Raw genomic sequence first — 19206 nt, 5'->3', positions numbered from 1 at the left:
AAAAAAATATGGAGAACCGAAAGATCATTTTGAATTCTTTTCTAAACCTTATTATGAAGGAGATGGATATGAATTACAAGCTTTAAAAAATGATAAATGTACATATGCAACATATTTTAAATTAAAAGAAGGATATATTTCTGTAGCAATAAGTAGTCCGGGATGTATTGAGATATCATATGAAGATTCCTTAAATAATGCCTTAAAAAATAAAGAAAAAGACAGTGATATATTAAATGATATTTAATTATTACCGCTATTTTCTCAAAAAGTAACTATTTGATTATTATATAAATAAGAAGTATCCTCAAAACCTTTTAACTAAATAATCATGAGTAACTGGAGTGATAAACAAGAAGTGAAGAAAGAGCGTAAGGAGAAAGATAAAACCAGACGTGAAAAACTGGCTGGTTACTTTTTCAACCTTTCACAGCTTACTTTTGTTGCATTAGTATTAGGTGGTGTAACTCCTTTATATACCAATATTGAAATAGGAATAAACTGGTATGTATTGATAGCTGGAGTTGTACTGACTGTAATTTTAGCTAATATAGGAAATTTAATTTTAAAATAGGATCGTTATGGAAATGTTAGGAGCAATATTCACAGTAGGCATAGTAGTAGCCGGAGCTTTTTTAGCATGGTTGAAAACCAAATCAGGGAAAAAATGGCTTGCAAATTTATGATACATGCATAGTCTAAATTAGCATAAGATATTAAAGCTATATGAATATAAAAAGAAATTGTATATTTCTTCTTGATAAAGAGAAAGGTAAACCAGACGCTAAACTACGTTATCGTATTAAGTGGAACGGGAATACTGTAGCTTTTAATATTGGTTATCGCATTGATATAGATAAATGGATACCTGACGCCCAACGGTGCAAGAATAATACTACCAACGGACCTAAAAAAGTACATTCTTCAATTATAAATAGAGAGATACAGCGTTTTGAGGATATTTCGGAAGAAGTATTTTATATGTTTGAGCAAGAAAATATTATCCCATCTGCCGAAGAGTTTCGAAAGGAAATGAATATTAAACTAGGGAAGATAGTAGAAAAAGATAAGAATTTCTTTGATTGCTATACCGAGTTTATTATTAGTGAGGGAAAGGATAAAAGTTGGACTGAAGCGACATATAAGAAGCATAGGACAATAAAGAAGCACATGAGGAATTTTGCTCCAAAGCTAGAATTTTCCGATCTTACTGAAAAGGGTTTGCAAATGCTTGTTGATTATCTTCTCAACTTAAAAAACGAAGATACAGGAGAGGTAAAATTAAGAAATACGACTATAAAGAAAGATATAAATATCTTGAAATGGTTTTTAAGATGGGCTACAGCAAAAGGATATAATAAGGAGACATCTTTTATAGACTTTAACCCAAAATTGAAAATCGTCCCTAAGAAAATTATATTTTTGGACTGGAATGAACTTATGAAGGTATACAATACTCCGATACCTGAGTCAAAGAATTACTTGAAAAGAGTAAAGGATAAGTTCTTATTTTGTTGTTTTACGTCATTACGGTACTCCGATATGGAAAATTTGAAATGGGCAGATGTTTTCGACGATTATATTGAGATCACTTCTATAAAAACTAATGACCCGTTGAAAATAGAACTCAACAAATATTCAAAGGAGATTCTTGGTAGATACGAAAAAGTAGACAAATATGTTTTCCCTAGAATCTCAAATCAGAAGATGAATAATTATATGAAGGAGTTGGGGGAGATCTGTGAAATTAACACAATGGAAACTATCATATACTATCAAGGGAACAATCGGATTGAAGATACGGTACCTAAATATGAACTCCTTACGACTCACACTGGAAGGAGGACATTTATATGTAACGCAATTATGCTAGGTATTTCTCCAAATATTGTTATGAAGTGGACAGGTCATGCCGATTATAATGCTATGCGCCCTTACATTGATATTGCAGACCGGGCAAAAAAAGAAGCTATGAATCTATTTAATAAATAGTCCCTAGGTTAAAAAGTAGGGACTAAAAAAGGGACTCTTTATAAATGTATACCAACTTTATAAAATGAATATTTCATATAAAATTTCTATTTAACATTTAATGAAACGTATGTAATCCTATAAAAATCTTTATTCATGGTCCCTCCAGCTCCACTTTCAGGCTAATTATTAGTCGATTTTTTAAAAAACAAGGTGTTGTCGAGGTTATTCTTTTGCAACACCCTGTTTACTTTATATGAGTAAAGAGTAATTTTAAACTAAATAGTGCCGACAAAGATCTCTACTTATCAAGATAATTTTCCCTGTACAATCGTATCATTTATTCTGATTATGTCCGGTATCTGACAGTATGAGACTGGGATAGATTTCCTCATAAGATTTTGTCTTAAGTATTTTCTTGGGCTAGAAAGCTCTTCAACCTGGAAAGTAATTCCCTTTTGAGCATATATAGTAACGCTACAAAACATGAATAAGTAGAAAACTTGTTTTCTCATGATCCTATTTTTGAGGTTTTTAAATAATAGAAGTGATGTAGCATTACCATCTGTCCCCGTTTATAGTGAGTTTGGTGTTAGAGAACAGCTTTTTAATACGCATCTTTCCTGCAATACTAATTTCTCCGGATAATATTAATTCTTTGATCTTTACTTTAGATAGTTCGTCCGGTATGTTGATACCATCAACAAACTGTACTTCTAATCTGTTTACAGTGAATTCTCCAATTCTGTCTATTGAGAGTGCTAGAAGTTCAGATAATATAGCTGGAGGGAATTCTCTCACTCTTAGGCAAATACCACTGCCAAGAGTAGAACTTTCATTTTGAGCATCTGTCTTTAGTTTATGTATTAATTCGGTATTTTGAGTCTCTTTCTTTCTGACCATCCAACCCATTTGAGGTCTTAAAGCAAAATTATCCTTATTCTGTTTCAAACCTATAAAACCTGACCAAACTTCCAATTCTGTTTCTTCGGTTAAGCTATGACCTACTTCTAGGAATTTCACATCGACTTTTACAAATTCGTTAGGTAGGCTATCTCCTCCTTTAATTTGCTTTAAATCATTCCTTATTCCATTCCATATTTATCATAAGGGAAGAATTTAACAATCCATCCGTCAATTATTTCAGGACTTCCGCATCCTTTAGAATGAGACTTAAACATATTACACCAGAATTTCTTGTTAACTTTCCCTTTTGAGGTTTTTACAAATTCCTCCAAAACCGGTTCTAGTTCAGAAATCCACCATCCAAGTTTATATTCTTTTAGTTCTCTGGCTTTAGCCAATACCTTTTCCCAGTCTTCTGGTGTTCCTTCAAGAGTAATTTCCGGGATTCCACAAACAATGTATATAACAATAAACTCAAAATAGGGCTTCATTGTTTCCATGATTGTTATCTCAGAAGCGATTTTCTCTAATGAAGTTGTTGTTGAGAAATTGCAAGTTAGCAATTCAACCAGGTTGCCTTTGACATTTTTCTTTATTTGTTCGGTAAATTGAGAGAAAATCTCTCCCCACACAAGAGTCGAATCATTCAGTGACTTCTTTGATTGTGCGATTAAAGATTGCTTGCCTGAGAAATCGATAAGATAGCTTCTCATTTCTTCTTTATTTGCATTGATATGCTGTGCAAATCCCTGACCTGATTAACAACCATATCATATCTGGAGATAGGATAAAGGGCCTATGTTCTGCATAGGCAAGGTGCATACCCTTAAAAAAAGCACTATTGCCAGCATCTACTAAATTATTGGGAGCTTCATTTTTTGCGATAATATTATAAGGGTATTTGTTATTTACTGCTACAGAGCGAGCGTCTATACCGGCATCGGATAATATTATTTTTCGGTAAAGAGTTTCATCAGATATTGTCGGGAGTAAGCTTGCAGGTTTTGAAAGTTTCTCAACTTCAAAAGTAATTCCATTTTGAGCATACATATTGGTAATGCAACTAAGAATTAGAATACCGACTAGTAGTGTTCTCATAATAGTAATTTTTTATTTGTATTAGACTTCCGGCTATAAAGTAGTATTATTTATAGTGGTGTTTTACAAATATAATATTATTAAAAATATAATTGAATATAAAAGCTGGAATATTTTTAGATATTCTTGCTCATTTAATCAATTATTGATAATTTACGGCACTTTTGATGCACTTTTCATCTTTTTTGATAATGTATTGAAAGTATATTCATTGAAAATGATTTATTCAAAGTTGTTGTATAATATAAATTTAAAAAGTATGGAAAACACAGACGATCCTGATAAATATTTAAAGATAATAAGAAAAGTTGGTGTCATTATATTAATTATGATGACTCTTGCAAGCCTTTGGAGATTAATTATCAAGCAAGATGACTATGGTCTTTATGTAATCTTGGGATTATGCTTATTGACTGGAAAGCTTAAATTTAGCAATATTTAGTTACGTTTGGCAGTTGTGATAGTGAGAATTATTTTAATTGTCTCCGCATTTCTTGTAGTTTTTAATAATCATTTTTTTGTATAAATATATAAAAGTCAAATTTAAGTAGAAATATGAAACGACTGTTTATCTTATTTTTTGTTATATTTAGTAGTTGTGCTATGTCGGCAAATATATCCTATCAAGTATATAGTTTGACTTGTGAACAATTGAAAAATCCTATTGGTATAGATACACAGACACCCTGTTTTAGTTGGAAACTGCAGAGTACTCAACGTAGTACACAGCAATCTGCTTATCAAATATTGGTAGCGGACTCGGAAGAACTACTAAAAGAAGATAAGGGTAATGTCTGGAATAGTGGAAAAGTCCATACTGATGCTTCTGTATTGATTCCTTTTGCAGGGAAGAAATTAGCATCTGCCACAACTTATTATTGGAAGGTGCGTTCTTGGAATGAAAAGAAGGAATGTTCCGGATGGAGTGAGCCGGCAACCTTTATAACGGGGCTGATGAACGAACAGGATTGGGGCAAAGCGAAATGGATTGCTTTAGAAAAAGATGGGAAGTTGGTGATTCCTGCTATTCATGCTCCTTTGGTGCAAAATGAATTGAAAGATGAAATGGTAGGAAGGTATCGATTGCCCCAGTTCAGGAAAGTATTTCCAGTTTCTAAAGAGATAAAACAAGCGTTGGCTTATGTGACCGGTCTGGGACATTTTGATTTCTTTTTGAATGGAAAGAAGGTAGGTGATCATTTTCTGGATCCGGGATGGACAAAATATGATAAAGAAGCCTTATATGTAACGTTTGATGTTACGGATGAACTAAAAAATGGGGATAATGTAATTGGCATGATGTTAGGAAATGGATTTTATAATATTCCTCGTGATCGATATTATAAATTGCTAGGTTCTTTCGGAGCTCCTAAAATGAGATTAAAACTATGCATATGTTATGTTGATGGTTCCACAGAAGAGATAACAAGTGATCAATCATGGCATGTGGCAGTTAGTCCTATTACTTATTCTAGTATTTATGGTGGAGAAGATTATGATGCTACTTTAGAACAAAATGGCTGGAGGGATGTGTCGTCTTTTAATGATAGTCATTGGCAGGAAGCGATAGAGGTGGAACAGGACATAAAGCTAAAGAGTCAGATTGGGACGCATTTGACTGTGAGAGAGAGTGTACCGGTCATTACTTGTTATAAGAACGATAAAGGATATTGGGTGTATGATTTAGGGCAGAACTTTTCTGGAATTATCCGGGTTAAAGTAAAAGGTAACAAAAAACAGGCTGTTATTTTTCGGCCTGGTGAACTACAGAATGCTGATAAAACAGTCAATCAGAGAGCTACAGGTGCCCCTTTTTATTTTAAATATATAACTAAAGGTGAAGGGGAAATAGAAAATTGGCAACCACAATTTAGTTATTACGGTTTTCGTTATGTACAAGTGGAAGGAGCAATTCCTGTAGGAAAAGAAAATCCCGATCATTTACCGGAGATTGTGGAGCTGGAAGGGCTGCATACTTGTAATGTAGCTCCGGAAATAGGTTCTTTTTCTTGTTCGAAGCCAATGTTCAATCAAATTTATAATTTGATAGATTGGGCGATACGTAGCAATATGGCAAGTGTATTGACGGATTGTCCTCATCGTGAGAAATTGGGGTGGCTGGAACAAGATCATCTGATGCAATATTCTATGCAATACCGATATAATCTGGTATCACTTTACGCTAAAATAATGGATGATATGGCAGCCTCTCAATTGGAAAACGGAGCTATACCAACCATTGCTCCGGAATACGTACGTTTTGCAGATGGTTTTGAAGACACTCCTGAATGGGGTTGCTCTTTCATTATTTGTCCTTGGTATATATATCAATGGTATGGAGATAAGCGTTTGATTATCAAACATTATCCGGCTATGAAAAGATATCTGGAGTATTTAGGTACACGTGCCCACAATCATATTATTGCTTATGGATTGGGAGACTGGTTTGATATTGGTCCTAAAAGTCCGGGCTATGCGCAATTAACATCAAATGGAGTGACAGCAACTGCTATTTATTACTATAATACAATGATGTTGAAGGAAATGGCTAAATTATTGGGAAAAGAAGATGATGAGAAATCTTTTGCGACATTGGCTGAAAATATTAAAAAAGCATATAATGATACATTCTTTCATCCGGAAGATGGAACTTATGATAGAAACAGCCAAACTGCCAGTGCTATCAGCTTATACATGGACTTAGTAACATCGGAAAATAAGACAAGAGTACTGGATAATCTTGTTAAAGATATTGTCGGACGTGATTATGCTTTGACTGCGGGTGATGTTGGTTATCGTTATGTATTGCGTGCATTAGAGAATAATGGCAAATCGGATTTGATTTTCAAAATGAACAGTAAGTATGATGTGCCGGGATATGGCTGGCAGTTGGCCCATGGTGCAACAGCTTTGACAGAATCATGGCAAGCTTATGAGAATGTATCTAATAATCATCTTATGTTAGGTCATTTAATGGAATGGTTATTTGGTGGGGTGGGAGGTATTCGTCAAAATGAAAATTCAATAGCTTATAAAACGGTATTCATTGACCCGCAAATTGTCGGAGATGTAAAAGGGGCTAAAACTTCCTACGAATCTCCTTATGGACGGATTGATTGTGAATGGAAAAAAGATGATAAAGTATATACTTTACAAGTGAGTATTCCTGTTAATAGTAAAGCTATCGTTTGTTTACCCACAACTGATGTGAACATGATTAAAGAATTTGGCAGACCTATAACACAACAAAAAGGTATTACATTGGTTGAAACTGTAAATGGTAAGACGAAATGGGCGATTGGTTCAGGATCATATTTGTTTGAAGTTTTTATAGGTAAATAACTTCTGGGTTTAAAATAGAAATTGAATAGATTCTATCGCTTTGCATTTAATCTCAACAATGAATAAATAGCAGTAAAAAAGATGTTTTATTTATTCGGAAATTTGTAGTAAGTTTGCTCTGCTAACTGAATAGAGAATGGCTTTGCGAAAGATCATACATATAGATATGGATGCATTCTACGCTTCTGTAGAGCAGCGTGATCATCCGGAACTTCGTGGAAAACCTTTAGCTGTAGGACATGCCGAAGAGCGGGGAGTTGTAGCTGCTGCCAGCTATGAAGCACGTCGTTATGGCGTTCGTTCTGCTATGTCCTCTCAGAAAGCAAAGCGTCTTTGCCCGCAACTGATATTCGTCCCGGTAGAATGGATGTTTATAAATCCATTTCCCGTCAGATTCATGAAATCTTCCATGAGTACACAGATATCATTGAACCTCTTTCGTTGGATGAGGCTTTCCTGGATGTGACGGAGAATAAGAAGGATATCTCTTTGGCTGTTGATATTGCAAAAGAAATTAAACTTCGTATTCGGGAACAGTTGAATCTGATTGCATCCGCGGGAGTATCTTATAATAAGTTTCTGGCTAAGATTGCCTCTGATTATCGTAAGCCGAACGGACTTTGTACAATCCATCCGGAACAGGCACTTGATTTTATAGCTCGCCTTCCTATCGAATCTTTTTGGGGAGTAGGACCTGTTACTGCCAAGAAAATGCATCTGCTTGGAATTAGTAATGGACTGCAACTTCGGAAATGCTCATTGGAGATGCTAACTGCTCACTTTGGCAAGGTTGGTGCACTTTATTATGAATGTTCTCGCGGAATTGATGAACGACCAGTTGAGTCTATTCGTATCCGAAAATCCATCGGTTGTGAGCGGACCTTAGAAAAGGATATTTCTACACGCTCTTCCGTTATCATTGAACTCTATCATGTGGCAGTGGAATTGATCGAACGTCTTCACCGAAAAGAGTTTAAAGGAAATACTCTGACATTGAAAATCAAGTTCCACGATTTTAACCAGATTACACGAAGCATTACTCAATCACAGGAATTGACGACTTTGGATCTTATTCTTCCTCTTGCCAAAGAATTGATGAAAAGTGTTGAATATGAACAACACCCTATCCGTCTCATCGGACTTTCTGTTTCTAATCCGAAAGAAGAAGCGGATGACCGGCACAGGGCTTGGGAACAGTTGAGTTTTGAATTTAGTGACTGGGACTAAAAATGAAGGGGCTGTTTCTCTCTGATAGAGGTACTTTTGCATGAGACAGAAGTTCTGTCTCTATAAATTAGACCTTCTGTTATTCTGTCTACACTTTTTTATCATCAGGTTCACATGATTTGTTTACCTCGTTTTCAATTAGATATACTATCTTTGTATTACTTAAATGAATAAAACACCTTGAATCGAATGAAACATCTACTTTGTATTTTTTTAGTAATAGCCTTGGGAAATATCTCCTTTAAGGCGAATGCGTATACTGAACGCAATATGCTGCAAAAAGCAGCGGATGAAACTACGCTGAAAAATGTATTAGTAATGCAACAGGCATGGGTACCTTATCCGGCCTATACGGACCGTACCGCATGGGATACACTGATGGGACCCAACAAACAACGTCTGATTGAGGCTGGAGAAAAACTTCTAAATTATAAGTGGCAACTAATTCCTGCCACTGCCTATCTGGAATATGAACGTACGGGAGATCGTAAGGTGATGGAAAATCCATATGGAGCTAATACACAAGCTCTGAATACGCTAATGCTTGCTGAACTTGCCGAAGGAAAAGGACGTTTCATTGATCAACTGCTTAATGGAGCATATATGAGTTGCGAAATGAACTCATGGGTTTTGTCTGCTCATCTGCCTTACCAAAGTAGTAAGCGTTCGTTACCTGATTTTCGTGAGCAGGTAATCGACCTAGGTTCGGGTGGTTACGGTGCTTTGATGGCATGGATACACTTTTTCTTTCATAAATCTTTCGACAAAATTAATCCTGTCGTTTCTTTGCAGATGCGTGCAGCAATCAAAGAACGTATTTTAGATCCGTATATGGATAATGATAAGTTATGGTGGATGGCTTTCCATTGGAAACCGGGACAAATCATAAATAATTGGAATCCTTGGTGCAACTCTAATGTATTGCAATGTTTCCTTTTAATGGAGAATGATAAAAACCGTTTGGCTAAAGCGGTATATCGCACCATGCAATCTGTTGATAAATTTATCAACTTTGTGAAATCTGATGGTGCCTGTGAAGAAGGAACTTCTTATTGGGGACATGCAGCGGGTAAACTTTACGATTACCTGCAAATCCTTTCCGAAGGTACCGGAGGTAAACTATCTTTGTTCGCTGAACCTATGATTCGTCGCATGGGTGAGTATATGTCCCGTTCTTATGTTGGCAATGGATGGGTGGTAAACTTTGCGGATGCTTCAGCGCAAGGAGGGGAGATCCTTTATTAATCTATCGTTATGGTAAGGCTGTGAAGAGTGACGAAATGATGCATTTTGCTGCCTATCTGTTGAATGGTAAAAAGCCTTATGCAACAATGGGAAATGATGCATTCCGTTCTCTTCAATCATTACTTTGTTATAACGATTTGGAACGAGTAATTCCAAAACACGATATACCGGATGTAACTTGGTATTCTGAAACTGAATTCTGCTATATGCATAATAAGGATGGCTTGTTTTTAGCAACGAAAGGTGGTTTTAATAATGAAAGCCATAATCATAACGATGTGGGTACATTCTCCTTATTTGTGAATACGACTCCTGTATTTATTGATGCAGGTGTAGGTACATATACGAAGAAAACATTTAGCAGTGACCGCTATACTATCTGGACAATGCAAAGTGATTATCATAATCTACCTGTCATTAATGGCATTTCGCAAAAATTTGGTCAGCGGTATAAAGCAATGAATACTACCTGCAACGAAAAGAAATATACTTTTTCTACAGATATTGCAGGAGCATATCCGACTACAGCGAAAGTTAAAAGTTGGATACGTTCTTATACTTTGGATGGACGTAAGTTGACAATTACCGATAATTATGTATTAAATGAGTTACTTGTCGCAAATCAGATTAATTTTCTTACATGGGGAAAAGTTACGTTCTTCAGCGGGTAAAGTCTGCATTGAAGTCAAGGGAGAAAAAGTAGAATTGGATTATCCTTCTCAATTTAAAGCTGAACTGGAAAGAATCAAACTAGACGATTCCCGTCTTTCTAATGTTTGGGGAAAAGAGATTTATCGTATTACATTAAAAACTGAAGTGAAGAAGGCGACAGGAAGTTATAAGTTTGTAATTCAACAAATGAAATAAAGAATTGAATGGAATTTATTGTTGGTAAAGTAGTATATCCATTAATGGTCAATATGCTCTTTGTTATACAGAGCATAGCGAATCATCTATTCTTTGTTTTAATATCAATAGGAAGGATAGTGATGGAAATGGTCCCTCAATGGCTCAAAACGAAACCTAGATCTTCCGTAAAATTTATTGGCTGATTCATATTTCTATTAATACTATTTTCATTAAAAGGTCTTGAATTCTTTTATTAAACAGGCTCATAATAATGTATTATAAAAAAAGCGGAAAAACCATAAGGTTCTTCCGCTTTTAAAATTGTATAATATAGTGTGTGTTTATTTACATGGTAGGCTGCTGATTCAGCAGTTTTTGAAGTTTACCATTCAAGGCTTGGCACATTGCACCGTTTCCCATTGCTTGATAACGTTTAATACGGTACTGTAACATCATTACTTTTTCATTTGCATTCTTTTTCATAATTTGTTTCCTCTTTTTTTGCCCTTCACGTTTTGAAGAGCGGTTTTACATTTTGTTTTCTTTATTAACGCTACAAAGGTACGAAATGTTTTTGAAATATATGCTGTATAACATAAAATGTTTCTTTTTCGTCTGATTTTTCTTCTTATAAGGAGGATAAATACAGAGATATTACAAACCTGTTACATACAAACAAGGTTACTTGCAATTACTTTAAGAAAAAATCTTGTACCTTTGTACGTAAGTACCCTCATACTTTTATATATATGAAATACATAAGCATGAAAACACAGATTCAACTTCTGTTTGTACCGATATTGTCGGTAATGATAGTATCTTGTAGTGAACCTCACTTTCTGAAAGAAGAAACTTATCGGAATCAAGTCATTCAAGATTTTGAGCAGAAACAACAAGCTCTTCCTAACGGAGATCTATTTGCTATATTTTCTAATAAAGATTTAACGGTTTCCGAACGGGAAGCCTCATGTTTTTATATGCTTATATGCCAATAGGTGATGTAACCGATTATCCGGGAATTTATTATCTGGAAAATTTCCGTTTGTCTGAGCGAACTCGTGGAGAAATGCCTTGGGGAAAAGTGGTTCCTGATAAGTTATACCGCCATTTTGTACTTCCTATTCGGGTGAATAATGAGAATCTGGATGATTCCCGTAAATTATTTTATGGAGAATTAAAGGATCGGGTAAAGAATTTATCTATGAAGGAGGCTATTCTTGAAGTGAATCATTGGTGCCACGAGAAAGTTGTATATCGTCCAAGTGATGCCCGTACCAGTTCTCCGTTAGCTTCGGTAAAGACGGCTTATGGACGTTGTGGTGAGGAATCTACTTTTACGGTGGCTGCACTTCGGGCAGTTGGGATTCCTGCAAGGCAAGTGTATACTCCCCGTTGGGCGCATACAGATGATAATCATGCTTGGGTAGAGGCTTGGCAGATGGTCAATGGTACTTTTTCGGAGCTTGCGAACCGGAAGCTGTATTGAATCTGGGATGGTTTAATGCACCTGCTAGTCGGGGAATGTTGATGCATACCAAGGTCTTCGGACGTTATAACGGACCGGAAGAAATTATGCTTGAAACACCGAACTATACTGAAATAAATGTAATAGATAACTATGCTCCGACTGCGAAGGCGTTAGTAACGGTTACTGATACAGACGGTAAACCGGTAGTGGGAGTTAAAGTAGACTTTAAAGTTTATAATTATGCGGAATTCTATACTGTTGCTACAAAATATACCGATACTAACGGGCAAACTTCATTAACAGCAGGTAAAGGAGATATGTTAGTATGGGCTTCTAAAGATGGTCAATTTGGATATAGTAAGTTATCTTTCGGAAAAGAAGATGCGCTTGTTCTTGCGTTAGATAAAAAAGAAGGAGAAGCATATACTCTTGATTTGGATATTGTCCCTCCTGTAGAAGGAGCCAATCTTCCGGAAGTCACTCCTGAACAACGGGCAGCGAATGATCTCCGTTTAGCGAAAGAGGACTCAATCCGTAATGCTTATGTGGGTACCATGATGACAGAAGAACGCGCAAAAGCTGCTCTTTCTACTTTTAAACTAAATGAGTCTGAAATCGATAAGATGGTTAAAATGTTAGTAGCTTCACGCGGTAATTACCAAACGTTAATCGATTTCTTGAAAAATGCTGCCGGTGAAGGAAAAGAGGATCTTGCGATAGAATTGTTACGAGTTCTTTCTGCTAAAGATTGGAGAGATGTTTCAATTGAGGTATTGAAGGATCATTATCAGAATGCCCCCGATCCACAGAAAGTAAGTCTGGGTACAAGTGTGGAAATTATTAACCCACGTGTAGCAAATGAAATGTTGACTCCTTACCGTAATTTTCTACGTAATGCGATTCCACAGTCGGATGCAGAAACTTTTGTGAAAGATCCTACTCGTTTAGTGGAATGGTGTAAGAAGGAAATTAAGATAGATAATGATTTGAATTCACAACGTATTCCTATTTCTCCGGAAGGAGTGTGGAAAGCGCGTGTAGCAGATGAAAAATCACGTGATATATTCTTTGTAGCAATGGCACGTACATTAGGCATTCCGGCATGGATCGATGAAGTGACAGGTAAAGTACAGTATGTGGATATGAATCCTTTTATGGAAAATGGAAAGCAAATAAATTTAAAAGAAGGACGGACATTAGACGTAAATTTCAATGCAAGTACTCCTGTTCAAGCTTCTACCGGATTGTTGTATGCTACTTATCATCCTATTCCTTCTTTATCTGATCCTAAGTATTATTCCCATTTTACTCTTTCTAAATATAAGGATGGAACGTTCCGACTTTTGAATTATGATGAAGGTGATGTGGATATGGGGGGAGGTGCTACCTGGTCAAATCTTTTGAAGAAAGGTATAAGATTGGATGCTGGTTACTATATGCTTGTTTCAGGAACGCGTATGGCTAGCGGAGCGGTGCTATCCCAGGTTAGCTTTTTCAATGTAGAGCCGGAAAAAACAACTACAGTGGATTTGGTAATGCGTGAAAGTAAAGATCAAGTTCAGGTAATCGGAAACTTTAATTCAGAGTCATTATATCACCCTATAGGAACTGAAAGTGGAAACAACCTGACTAGTGAAAGATGTGGAACTGTTCAGGGAGACACTAAGGAGGTGATATCACAAAGTATTCTTCAGGCTTGTGGACGCGGATATTTTGTTGTCGCTGTGCTAGGAGTGGGGCAGGAACCTACCAATCACGCTTTGAGAGATATTGCCGCGTTAGGTAGTGAATTTGAAAAATGGGGTAGAAAGATGGTATTTCTTTTCCCTTCCGAAGAACAATATAAAAAGTTTCGTCCTGCTGAATTTCAAGGATTACCTTCTACTATAATATATGGTATCGACATTGATAACAGTATCCAGAAACAGATTGCTGAATCTATGAAATTATCCAATCAAACTATTCTTCCGATGTTTATCATTGCTGACACATTTAATCGAGTAGTTTTTGTTTCACAAGGATATACGATTGGGTTGGGAGAGCAGTTGATGAAGGTGATTCATGGATTATAACCGACTAAAAAAGAGGTATTGTTGGCGGTTATATTATGTACTTCATTAAGCAGGAAATTATAATCCCGTGATTGGTATTGCTGTTAGTTGTGTACCTACCACTGCAAAGGTAGCTCAGAAAATTATAAGCAAAGATAATCCGGAGTCATTTGTTCTGGGAGATGCTTTGGGAGCTAATATTTCAGGAGTAATAACTTCGGCTATCATTACTGGTATTTACATAACGATTATTCCTTATCTATAGCCTTGTATAAGGCTTGAATCGTATCCATAACTCTTTGGGCGGTCGTTACATTTCGTTCGTATTCGTTGATATGTACAGTGCCGCCCATAGATACTGATTCATTTTTATAATTCATATCACTTTTGATTGTTTGACGGGCTGAGAAATGGAATTCTTCAATTCCTGTTTCTTGGGCAATATGGGAAATATTCTTCTCATTTACTCCACACCCCGCAAGTAAAATGATTCTTCCTGCTGCTTGTATCCGTAGTTCTTTGAGGAGAGAAATACCAAGTTCAGCCGTAGATTGTTGTCCTGAGGTTAAGATGCGATTACAGCCTAATTCTATTATTTGTTCTAAAGCCTTCTGGGAATTACGACATACATCGAAGGCGCGGTGGAAAGTAACAGATAACCCTTTAGAAGCTTGCATTAATTGTTGCATTGCCGGAAGATCGATTTCCCCCTCAGCTGTCAAACAACCAAATACAACTCCATCTGCTCCTATCTTTCCAGCCATCTCTATGTCCATTAACATCGTTTTTATTTCAATGGGAGAATAAAGAAAATCTCCTCCCCGGGGACGGATAATAACATGTAGACGAGTTCTTGTCAGTAATTCACGCGCAATGGAGATTTCTCCATAAGAAGGAGTTGTTCCTCCTTCTGGAATACCAGCGCATAACTCTACTCGGTCGGCTCCACCGGCTTGTGCAGCCAAACAGCTCTCAATTGAGTTGGCACAGACTTCAATTTGATACTTTTTCATGAATGATACTAGTATTTAACGATGAGATCAGATATTAAAAAAGGGCGAATTTCTTCGCCCTTGTATCAATCTTCTTTTGAATGTTTTTATTTAGCGAAGCTTACCGCACGTGTCTCACGAATTACAGTGATTTTCACTTGTCCCGGATAAGTCATTTCATCTTGGATTTTCTTAGCGATTTCACCGGATAAGCTTTCTGTTTGTTTATCGTCGATCTTATCAGCACCAACGATTACACGAAGTTCGCGTCCAGCTTGGATAGCATAAGTCTTGGTTACACCTGTATATGACATAGCCAATTGTTCCAGATCATTCAAACGTTTGATGTATGCTTCCACGATTTCACGACGAGCACCCGGACGAGCACCAGAGATAGCATCACATACCTGTACGATAGGAGCTAACAAGCTAGTCATTTCCGTTTCATCATGGTGAGCACCGATTGCATTACAAATATCTGGTTTTTCTTTATACTTCTCAGCCAATTTCATACCGAGCAATGCGTGTGGCAATTCCGGTTCTTCATCAGGCACTTTACCAATATCGTGCAACAGTCCGGCACGTTTTGCTTTTTTCGGATTCAGACCTAGTTCAGAAGCCATAACAGCACAGAGATTGGCTGTTTCACGAGCATGTTGCAGCAGGTTCTGACCATAAGAAGAACGATATTTCATCTTACCGATGATACGGATTAATTCAGGATGCAAACCATGGATACCCAAGTCGATTGTCGTACGTTTACCTGTTTCAATGATTTCTTCTTCCACCTGTTTGCGCACCTTGCTACTACCTCTTCGATACGTGCCGGATGGATACGTCCGTCAGTCACAAGCTGATGGAGTGCCAAACGGGCAACTTCACGACGAACCGGGTCAAAGGCAGAAAGTACGATAGCTTCCGGAGTATCGTCTACTACGATTTCAACACCGGTAGCAGCTTCCAATGCACGGATATTACGCCCTTCACGACCGATAATACGTCCCTTAATTTCATCTGATTCAATATGGAATACAGTTACAGAGTTTTCGATAGCAGTTTCAGTAGCTACTCGTTGGATAGACTGAATCACAATACGTTTTGCTTCCTTGCTGGCAGTCAGTTTTGCATCATCCATTATATCGTTAATGTATGACTGTGCCTGGGTTTTAGCCTCCTCTTTCAGAGATTCTACCAAGCGTTCTTTAGCTTCTTCAGCAGACAAACCGGAAATAGTTTCCAATTTCTCGATTTCCTGATGTTGCAATTTATCCAGTTCTTCTTTTTTCTTATCTACAATGACAAGCTGAGCTTCCAGGTTTTCCTTTACAGCTTCAGCCTCCATTTTCTTACGTTGAATTTCTTCCTGGCGCTGGTTAAGGACCATTTCACGTTGTTTCAACTTGTTCTCAGCTTGTTGAATCTTCTGGTTACGCAGTGCCACTTCTTTTTCCAAATCAGCTTTCTTGTTCAGGAATTTTTCCTTCACTTCCAGTAATTTGTTTTTCTTAATTACTTCCGCTTCTGTCTCTGCTTCTTTCAGGACATTATCGTATTTGGATTTCAAACCGTATCTAAACAGTACATACGACAGGACTCCTCCTACGATGAAGCAAGCAATTGCTGTTGATATTGTTGCTATCATTCTACATTATAATTTAAATATATAAATAAAAACGCACCGCCAAACATCAGAACAATAGAATGTTCGGATATTATACAGTGCGTGGTTGTTTTCTCTTATCAGCGAACGACTGGGGTTTCTTATTCCTCTTTGAAATAATTTTCCAGTAATTCATTTAATTCTTGTACCTTTTCCGTAAACGGACTAGTATCATTACGTTGCTTCAATTGCAGTTTCTCCAACGAAAACTGATAGGCCACCATGGCAATAATTTTTTCCGGTTCAAGATTCTTATAATATTCCCGGTACGCATTAAGCCTGATGTTTACCTGTTTAGCAGCTTCCCGTACCATTTCTTCTTCCTCTCGGTTGATAGTAAGCGGATAGTTGGAATCTGCTATTTGCAGGTTTATCTTTATTTTATCGTTCATACATCTTCTTTTTATTCATTTAATAAAGCGATGCATTTATCGACTTCACGCACTAATTTTGACAATCGCAGTTTCGTCTCTTTCACGTCACTGCCGTTAAGGCTGATTGCCGTAGCTGTTTTTAGGTTTGTGTAGCTGACTTCTAATTCATCATATTGAGCTTGTACTTTCTCGTTCCTCAGTTTTTCAATCTCAAGAAGTCTTTTCAACTCGGCATTTTCACGTTTGATTTCATCATGCAAAAAAATCAAATGCCGTAGCTGCGTTTCAAAGGTACTCAATAACTTTTTATCTTCTTCTGTCATCACTACACCAAAATTGTACACAAAAATACGATTAACTCTGATATTACAAAAACTTTTTTAGAGAAAATGTTCTTTTTTGCTTAAAAATAGCCGGAAGCAATGAAGAAAGGGGGAGATGGATATATCTTATCATACAGTAAGTCGTGTATATACTCTAATTTAAATTAATGTATATCTTATATAAGTTTATAGTTATTCTTTTTCGTTCCACAGTTGTTATCTTTTTGCTCCATAGTGATCATGAATCGAGATGTTATCTTTTGTCTTTTAATTCATTTCCACAGGACTCAAAATAGCTATTGTGTTTTTTAGTGGTATTGAACTTTTGAATCGTTTCAATAGTGATGAAATTTGTATGTGGTTATAGGCTGTCGTTGATAAATTAATTAGAAAAGTGAAATGTTACTTTTTAGAGGGGAATTTAACCTTTTATATCATATTTAGCTTGAATTTATGTGCTTTTGAATCAAAATTTTCCTTTATTGAATAATAGTTTTCCCATTTCATCGATAAATTGCGGTATGTTTGCAAACGAACTAACAGACCAAATTTTAAACATAAACATTTGTATTTACTAACCATGAAAAAGTGTTATTTATTATCTCTTTTTGCAGTTTCGTTGATTGGAACGACCTGCATTCAATGTACTTCTCCAAAAAATAAAAAAGTGGCGGATGAGCTTCCTCAGAAGAGTGAGTTATTTATGAAACTGCCGGATTTCTGTCCGACACCGGATGGCATGGCAATTGCCCCCAATGGAGATTTAATTCTGGCATGTCCGAACTTTGCCGACATTACTCATCCTGCTTGTTTGATGCGTATTACTAAAGATGGCAAGATCTCTAAATGGTTGGATGTACCTGTATTGGAAGAAACCGGATGGGCTTCTCCGATGGGACTTGCATTTAATGAAGAGGGAGATCTGTTTATTAGCGATAACCAAGGTTGGAGCGGAGCAGAGAAATCGCGGAATAAAGGACGTATTCTTCGTTTGAAGTTTGACAATGATCAATTAGTGGAAACTATCACAGTAGCTTCCGGTATGGAGCATCCTAACGGTATCCGTATTCGTAACGGAAAATTGTATGTTACTCAAAGTTCTTTGTCACAGATTAAAGACCCCTCTGGTTTACTTGTTAGTGGGGTATATTGCTTTGATATGAACGATCGTGACATTGTTGTAACAAACACAAGCGAAGACAAAAATCTGCTTACGGCAGTTATCACTCAAAATCCTGAAGTGCAATACGGTTTGGATGGAATCGTTTTTGATGAAGCGGGAGACTTGTATGTTGGGAATTTCGGTGACGGTGCAATTCATCGTATCAAGATGGATGCTGAGGGAAAAGTTATTAGTAATGATGTATGGGCACAAGATACCACACAATTACGAACTACAGACGGTATGTGTATGGATGATAAAGGCAACATCTGGGTTGCGGATTTCTCAGCAAATGCCGTTGCTCGTGTAGATAAGAATGGAAAAATCCAACGTATTGCCCAAAGTCCTGATTGCGACGGAAGCGAAGGTGGATTGGATCAACCAGGTGAACCGATTGTGTGGAATGGTCAGATAATTGTATCTTGTTTCGATCTTGTAACTGGACCCGATAAAGTGAATACAAAACACGACAAGCCTTTCACTTTGGCAAAACTAGCATTAGAATAAATAAAATTATCACAAGCCAAAAACACGTAAT

10 protein-coding genes and 6 pseudogenes are annotated in these 19206 nt (G+C 36.7%); 10 read left to right on the top strand and 6 right to left on the bottom strand.

The window, feature by feature from the left end; translation table 11 throughout:
* The 3 genes from JCM17102_RS30755 to JCM17102_RS18755 all read left to right on the top strand — a co-directional run.
* On the top strand, positions 1-247 hold a 247-nt coding region (locus tag JCM17102_RS30755), incomplete at its 5' end, for a hypothetical protein (RefSeq protein WP_033887107.1).
* Between the two features lie 84 nt (positions 248-331).
* Entirely contained in the window at positions 332-574 is a 243-nt protein-coding gene (locus JCM17102_RS18765; RefSeq protein ID WP_025076275.1) for a DUF6722 family protein, read from the top strand.
* Between the two features lie 407 nt (positions 575-981).
* A complete protein-coding gene (locus tag JCM17102_RS18755) occupies positions 982-1992 on the top strand; it encodes a site-specific integrase (RefSeq protein WP_245798613.1) in 1011 nt (336 codons plus the stop codon).
* Positions 1993-2529: 537 nt separating this feature from the next.
* Here JCM17102_RS18755 and JCM17102_RS28450 read toward each other — a convergent pair.
* Positions 2530-3975: pseudogene (locus JCM17102_RS28450) on the bottom strand (DUF4419 domain-containing protein).
* Between the two features lie 259 nt (positions 3976-4234).
* Here JCM17102_RS28450 and JCM17102_RS30455 point away from each other — a divergent pair.
* The 4 genes and pseudogenes from JCM17102_RS30455 to JCM17102_RS28440 all read left to right on the top strand — a co-directional run bounded on the left by JCM17102_RS30455 (position 4235) and on the right by JCM17102_RS28440 (position 10656).
* Complete coding sequence (locus JCM17102_RS30455) at positions 4235-4417, top strand: hypothetical protein (protein ID WP_136498393.1); 183 nt, start codon at positions 4235-4237, stop codon at positions 4415-4417.
* A 161-nt stretch (positions 4418-4578) separates the two neighbouring features.
* Positions 4579-7317 (top strand): glycoside hydrolase family 78 protein, encoded by a 2739-nt coding sequence (locus tag JCM17102_RS18740; protein ID WP_275564432.1) that lies wholly within the window; start codon positions 4579-4581, stop codon positions 7315-7317.
* Between the two features lie 136 nt (positions 7318-7453).
* Positions 7454-8433, top strand: a pseudogene (gene dinB, locus JCM17102_RS28445) (DNA polymerase IV); the annotation flags it as partial.
* Between the two features lie 291 nt (positions 8434-8724).
* Positions 8725-10656 (top strand): annotated as a pseudogene (locus tag JCM17102_RS28440) (heparinase II/III domain-containing protein).
* A gap of 327 nt (positions 10657-10983) precedes the next feature.
* On the opposite strand, the gene JCM17102_RS30995 reads toward JCM17102_RS28440, so the two are convergent.
* Complete coding sequence (locus JCM17102_RS30995) at positions 10984-11121, bottom strand: hypothetical protein (protein WP_168770337.1); 138 nt, start codon at positions 11119-11121, stop codon at positions 10984-10986.
* Between the two features lie 281 nt (positions 11122-11402).
* Here JCM17102_RS30995 and JCM17102_RS28435 point away from each other — a divergent pair.
* Positions 11403-14178 (top strand): annotated as a pseudogene (locus tag JCM17102_RS28435) (transglutaminase domain-containing protein).
* A 14-nt stretch (positions 14179-14192) separates the two neighbouring features.
* Positions 14193-14422 (top strand): annotated as a pseudogene (locus tag JCM17102_RS30005) (sodium ion-translocating decarboxylase subunit beta); the annotation flags it as partial.
* Here the strand turns inward: JCM17102_RS30005 and JCM17102_RS18705 are convergent.
* From JCM17102_RS18705 to JCM17102_RS18690, 4 genes and pseudogenes are all read right to left on the bottom strand, one after another.
* Positions 14406-15170, bottom strand: a complete 765-nt coding sequence (locus tag JCM17102_RS18705) for a copper homeostasis protein CutC (protein ID WP_025076271.1) — start codon at positions 15168-15170, stop codon at positions 14406-14408. The pseudogene JCM17102_RS30005 and the gene JCM17102_RS18705 overlap by 17 nt on opposite strands.
* Positions 15171-15256: 86 nt before the next feature.
* A pseudogene (rny, locus tag JCM17102_RS28430) lies at positions 15257-16791 on the bottom strand (ribonuclease Y).
* Positions 16792-16910: 119 nt separating this feature from the next.
* Positions 16911-17201 carry a cell division protein ZapA gene (locus JCM17102_RS18695; protein WP_025076270.1) on the bottom strand — a complete coding sequence of 97 codons (291 nt, stop codon included), beginning with the start codon at positions 17199-17201 and terminating at the stop codon, positions 16911-16913.
* An 11-nt stretch (positions 17202-17212) separates the two neighbouring features.
* Positions 17213-17506: a coiled-coil domain-containing protein gene (locus JCM17102_RS18690; protein ID WP_033887108.1), complete on the bottom strand. Its 294-nt coding sequence runs from the start codon at positions 17504-17506 to the stop codon at positions 17213-17215.
* Positions 17507-18086: 580 nt separating this feature from the next.
* Here JCM17102_RS18690 and JCM17102_RS18685 point away from each other — a divergent pair.
* Positions 18087-19175, top strand: a complete 1089-nt coding sequence (locus JCM17102_RS18685) for an SMP-30/gluconolactonase/LRE family protein (protein WP_025076268.1) — start codon at positions 18087-18089, stop codon at positions 19173-19175.
* Positions 19176-19206 lie beyond the last annotated feature (31 nt).

The organism is Bacteroides faecichinchillae JCM 17102, assembly GCF_000614145.1.
Taxonomy (GTDB): domain Bacteria; phylum Bacteroidota; class Bacteroidia; order Bacteroidales; family Bacteroidaceae; genus Bacteroides; species Bacteroides faecichinchillae.
This window is presented reverse-complemented; position numbering and strand designations above follow the sequence as displayed.

Coding starts and splice junctions, on each gene's coding strand:
- JCM17102_RS18705 (WP_025076271.1), bottom strand. CDS start 15,170: ATGAAAAAGTATCAAATTGAAGTCTGTGCCAACTCAATTGAGAGCTGT.
- JCM17102_RS18755 (WP_245798613.1), top strand. CDS start 982: ATGTTTGAGCAAGAAAATATTATCCCATCTGCCGAAGAGTTTCGAAAG.
- JCM17102_RS18690 (WP_033887108.1), bottom strand. CDS start 17,506: ATGACAGAAGAAGATAAAAAGTTATTGAGTACCTTTGAAACGCAGCTA.
- JCM17102_RS18765 (WP_025076275.1), top strand. CDS start 332: ATGAGTAACTGGAGTGATAAACAAGAAGTGAAGAAAGAGCGTAAGGAG.
- JCM17102_RS18695 (WP_025076270.1), bottom strand. CDS start 17,201: ATGAACGATAAAATAAAGATAAACCTGCAAATAGCAGATTCCAACTAT.
- JCM17102_RS30455 (WP_136498393.1), top strand. CDS start 4,235: ATGGAAAACACAGACGATCCTGATAAATATTTAAAGATAATAAGAAAA.
- JCM17102_RS18685 (WP_025076268.1), top strand. CDS start 18,087: ATGAAAAAGTGTTATTTATTATCTCTTTTTGCAGTTTCGTTGATTGGA.
- JCM17102_RS18740 (WP_275564432.1), top strand. CDS start 4,579: ATGTCGGCAAATATATCCTATCAAGTATATAGTTTGACTTGTGAACAA.
- JCM17102_RS30995 (WP_168770337.1), bottom strand. CDS start 11,121: ATGAAAAAGAATGCAAATGAAAAAGTAATGATGTTACAGTACCGTATT.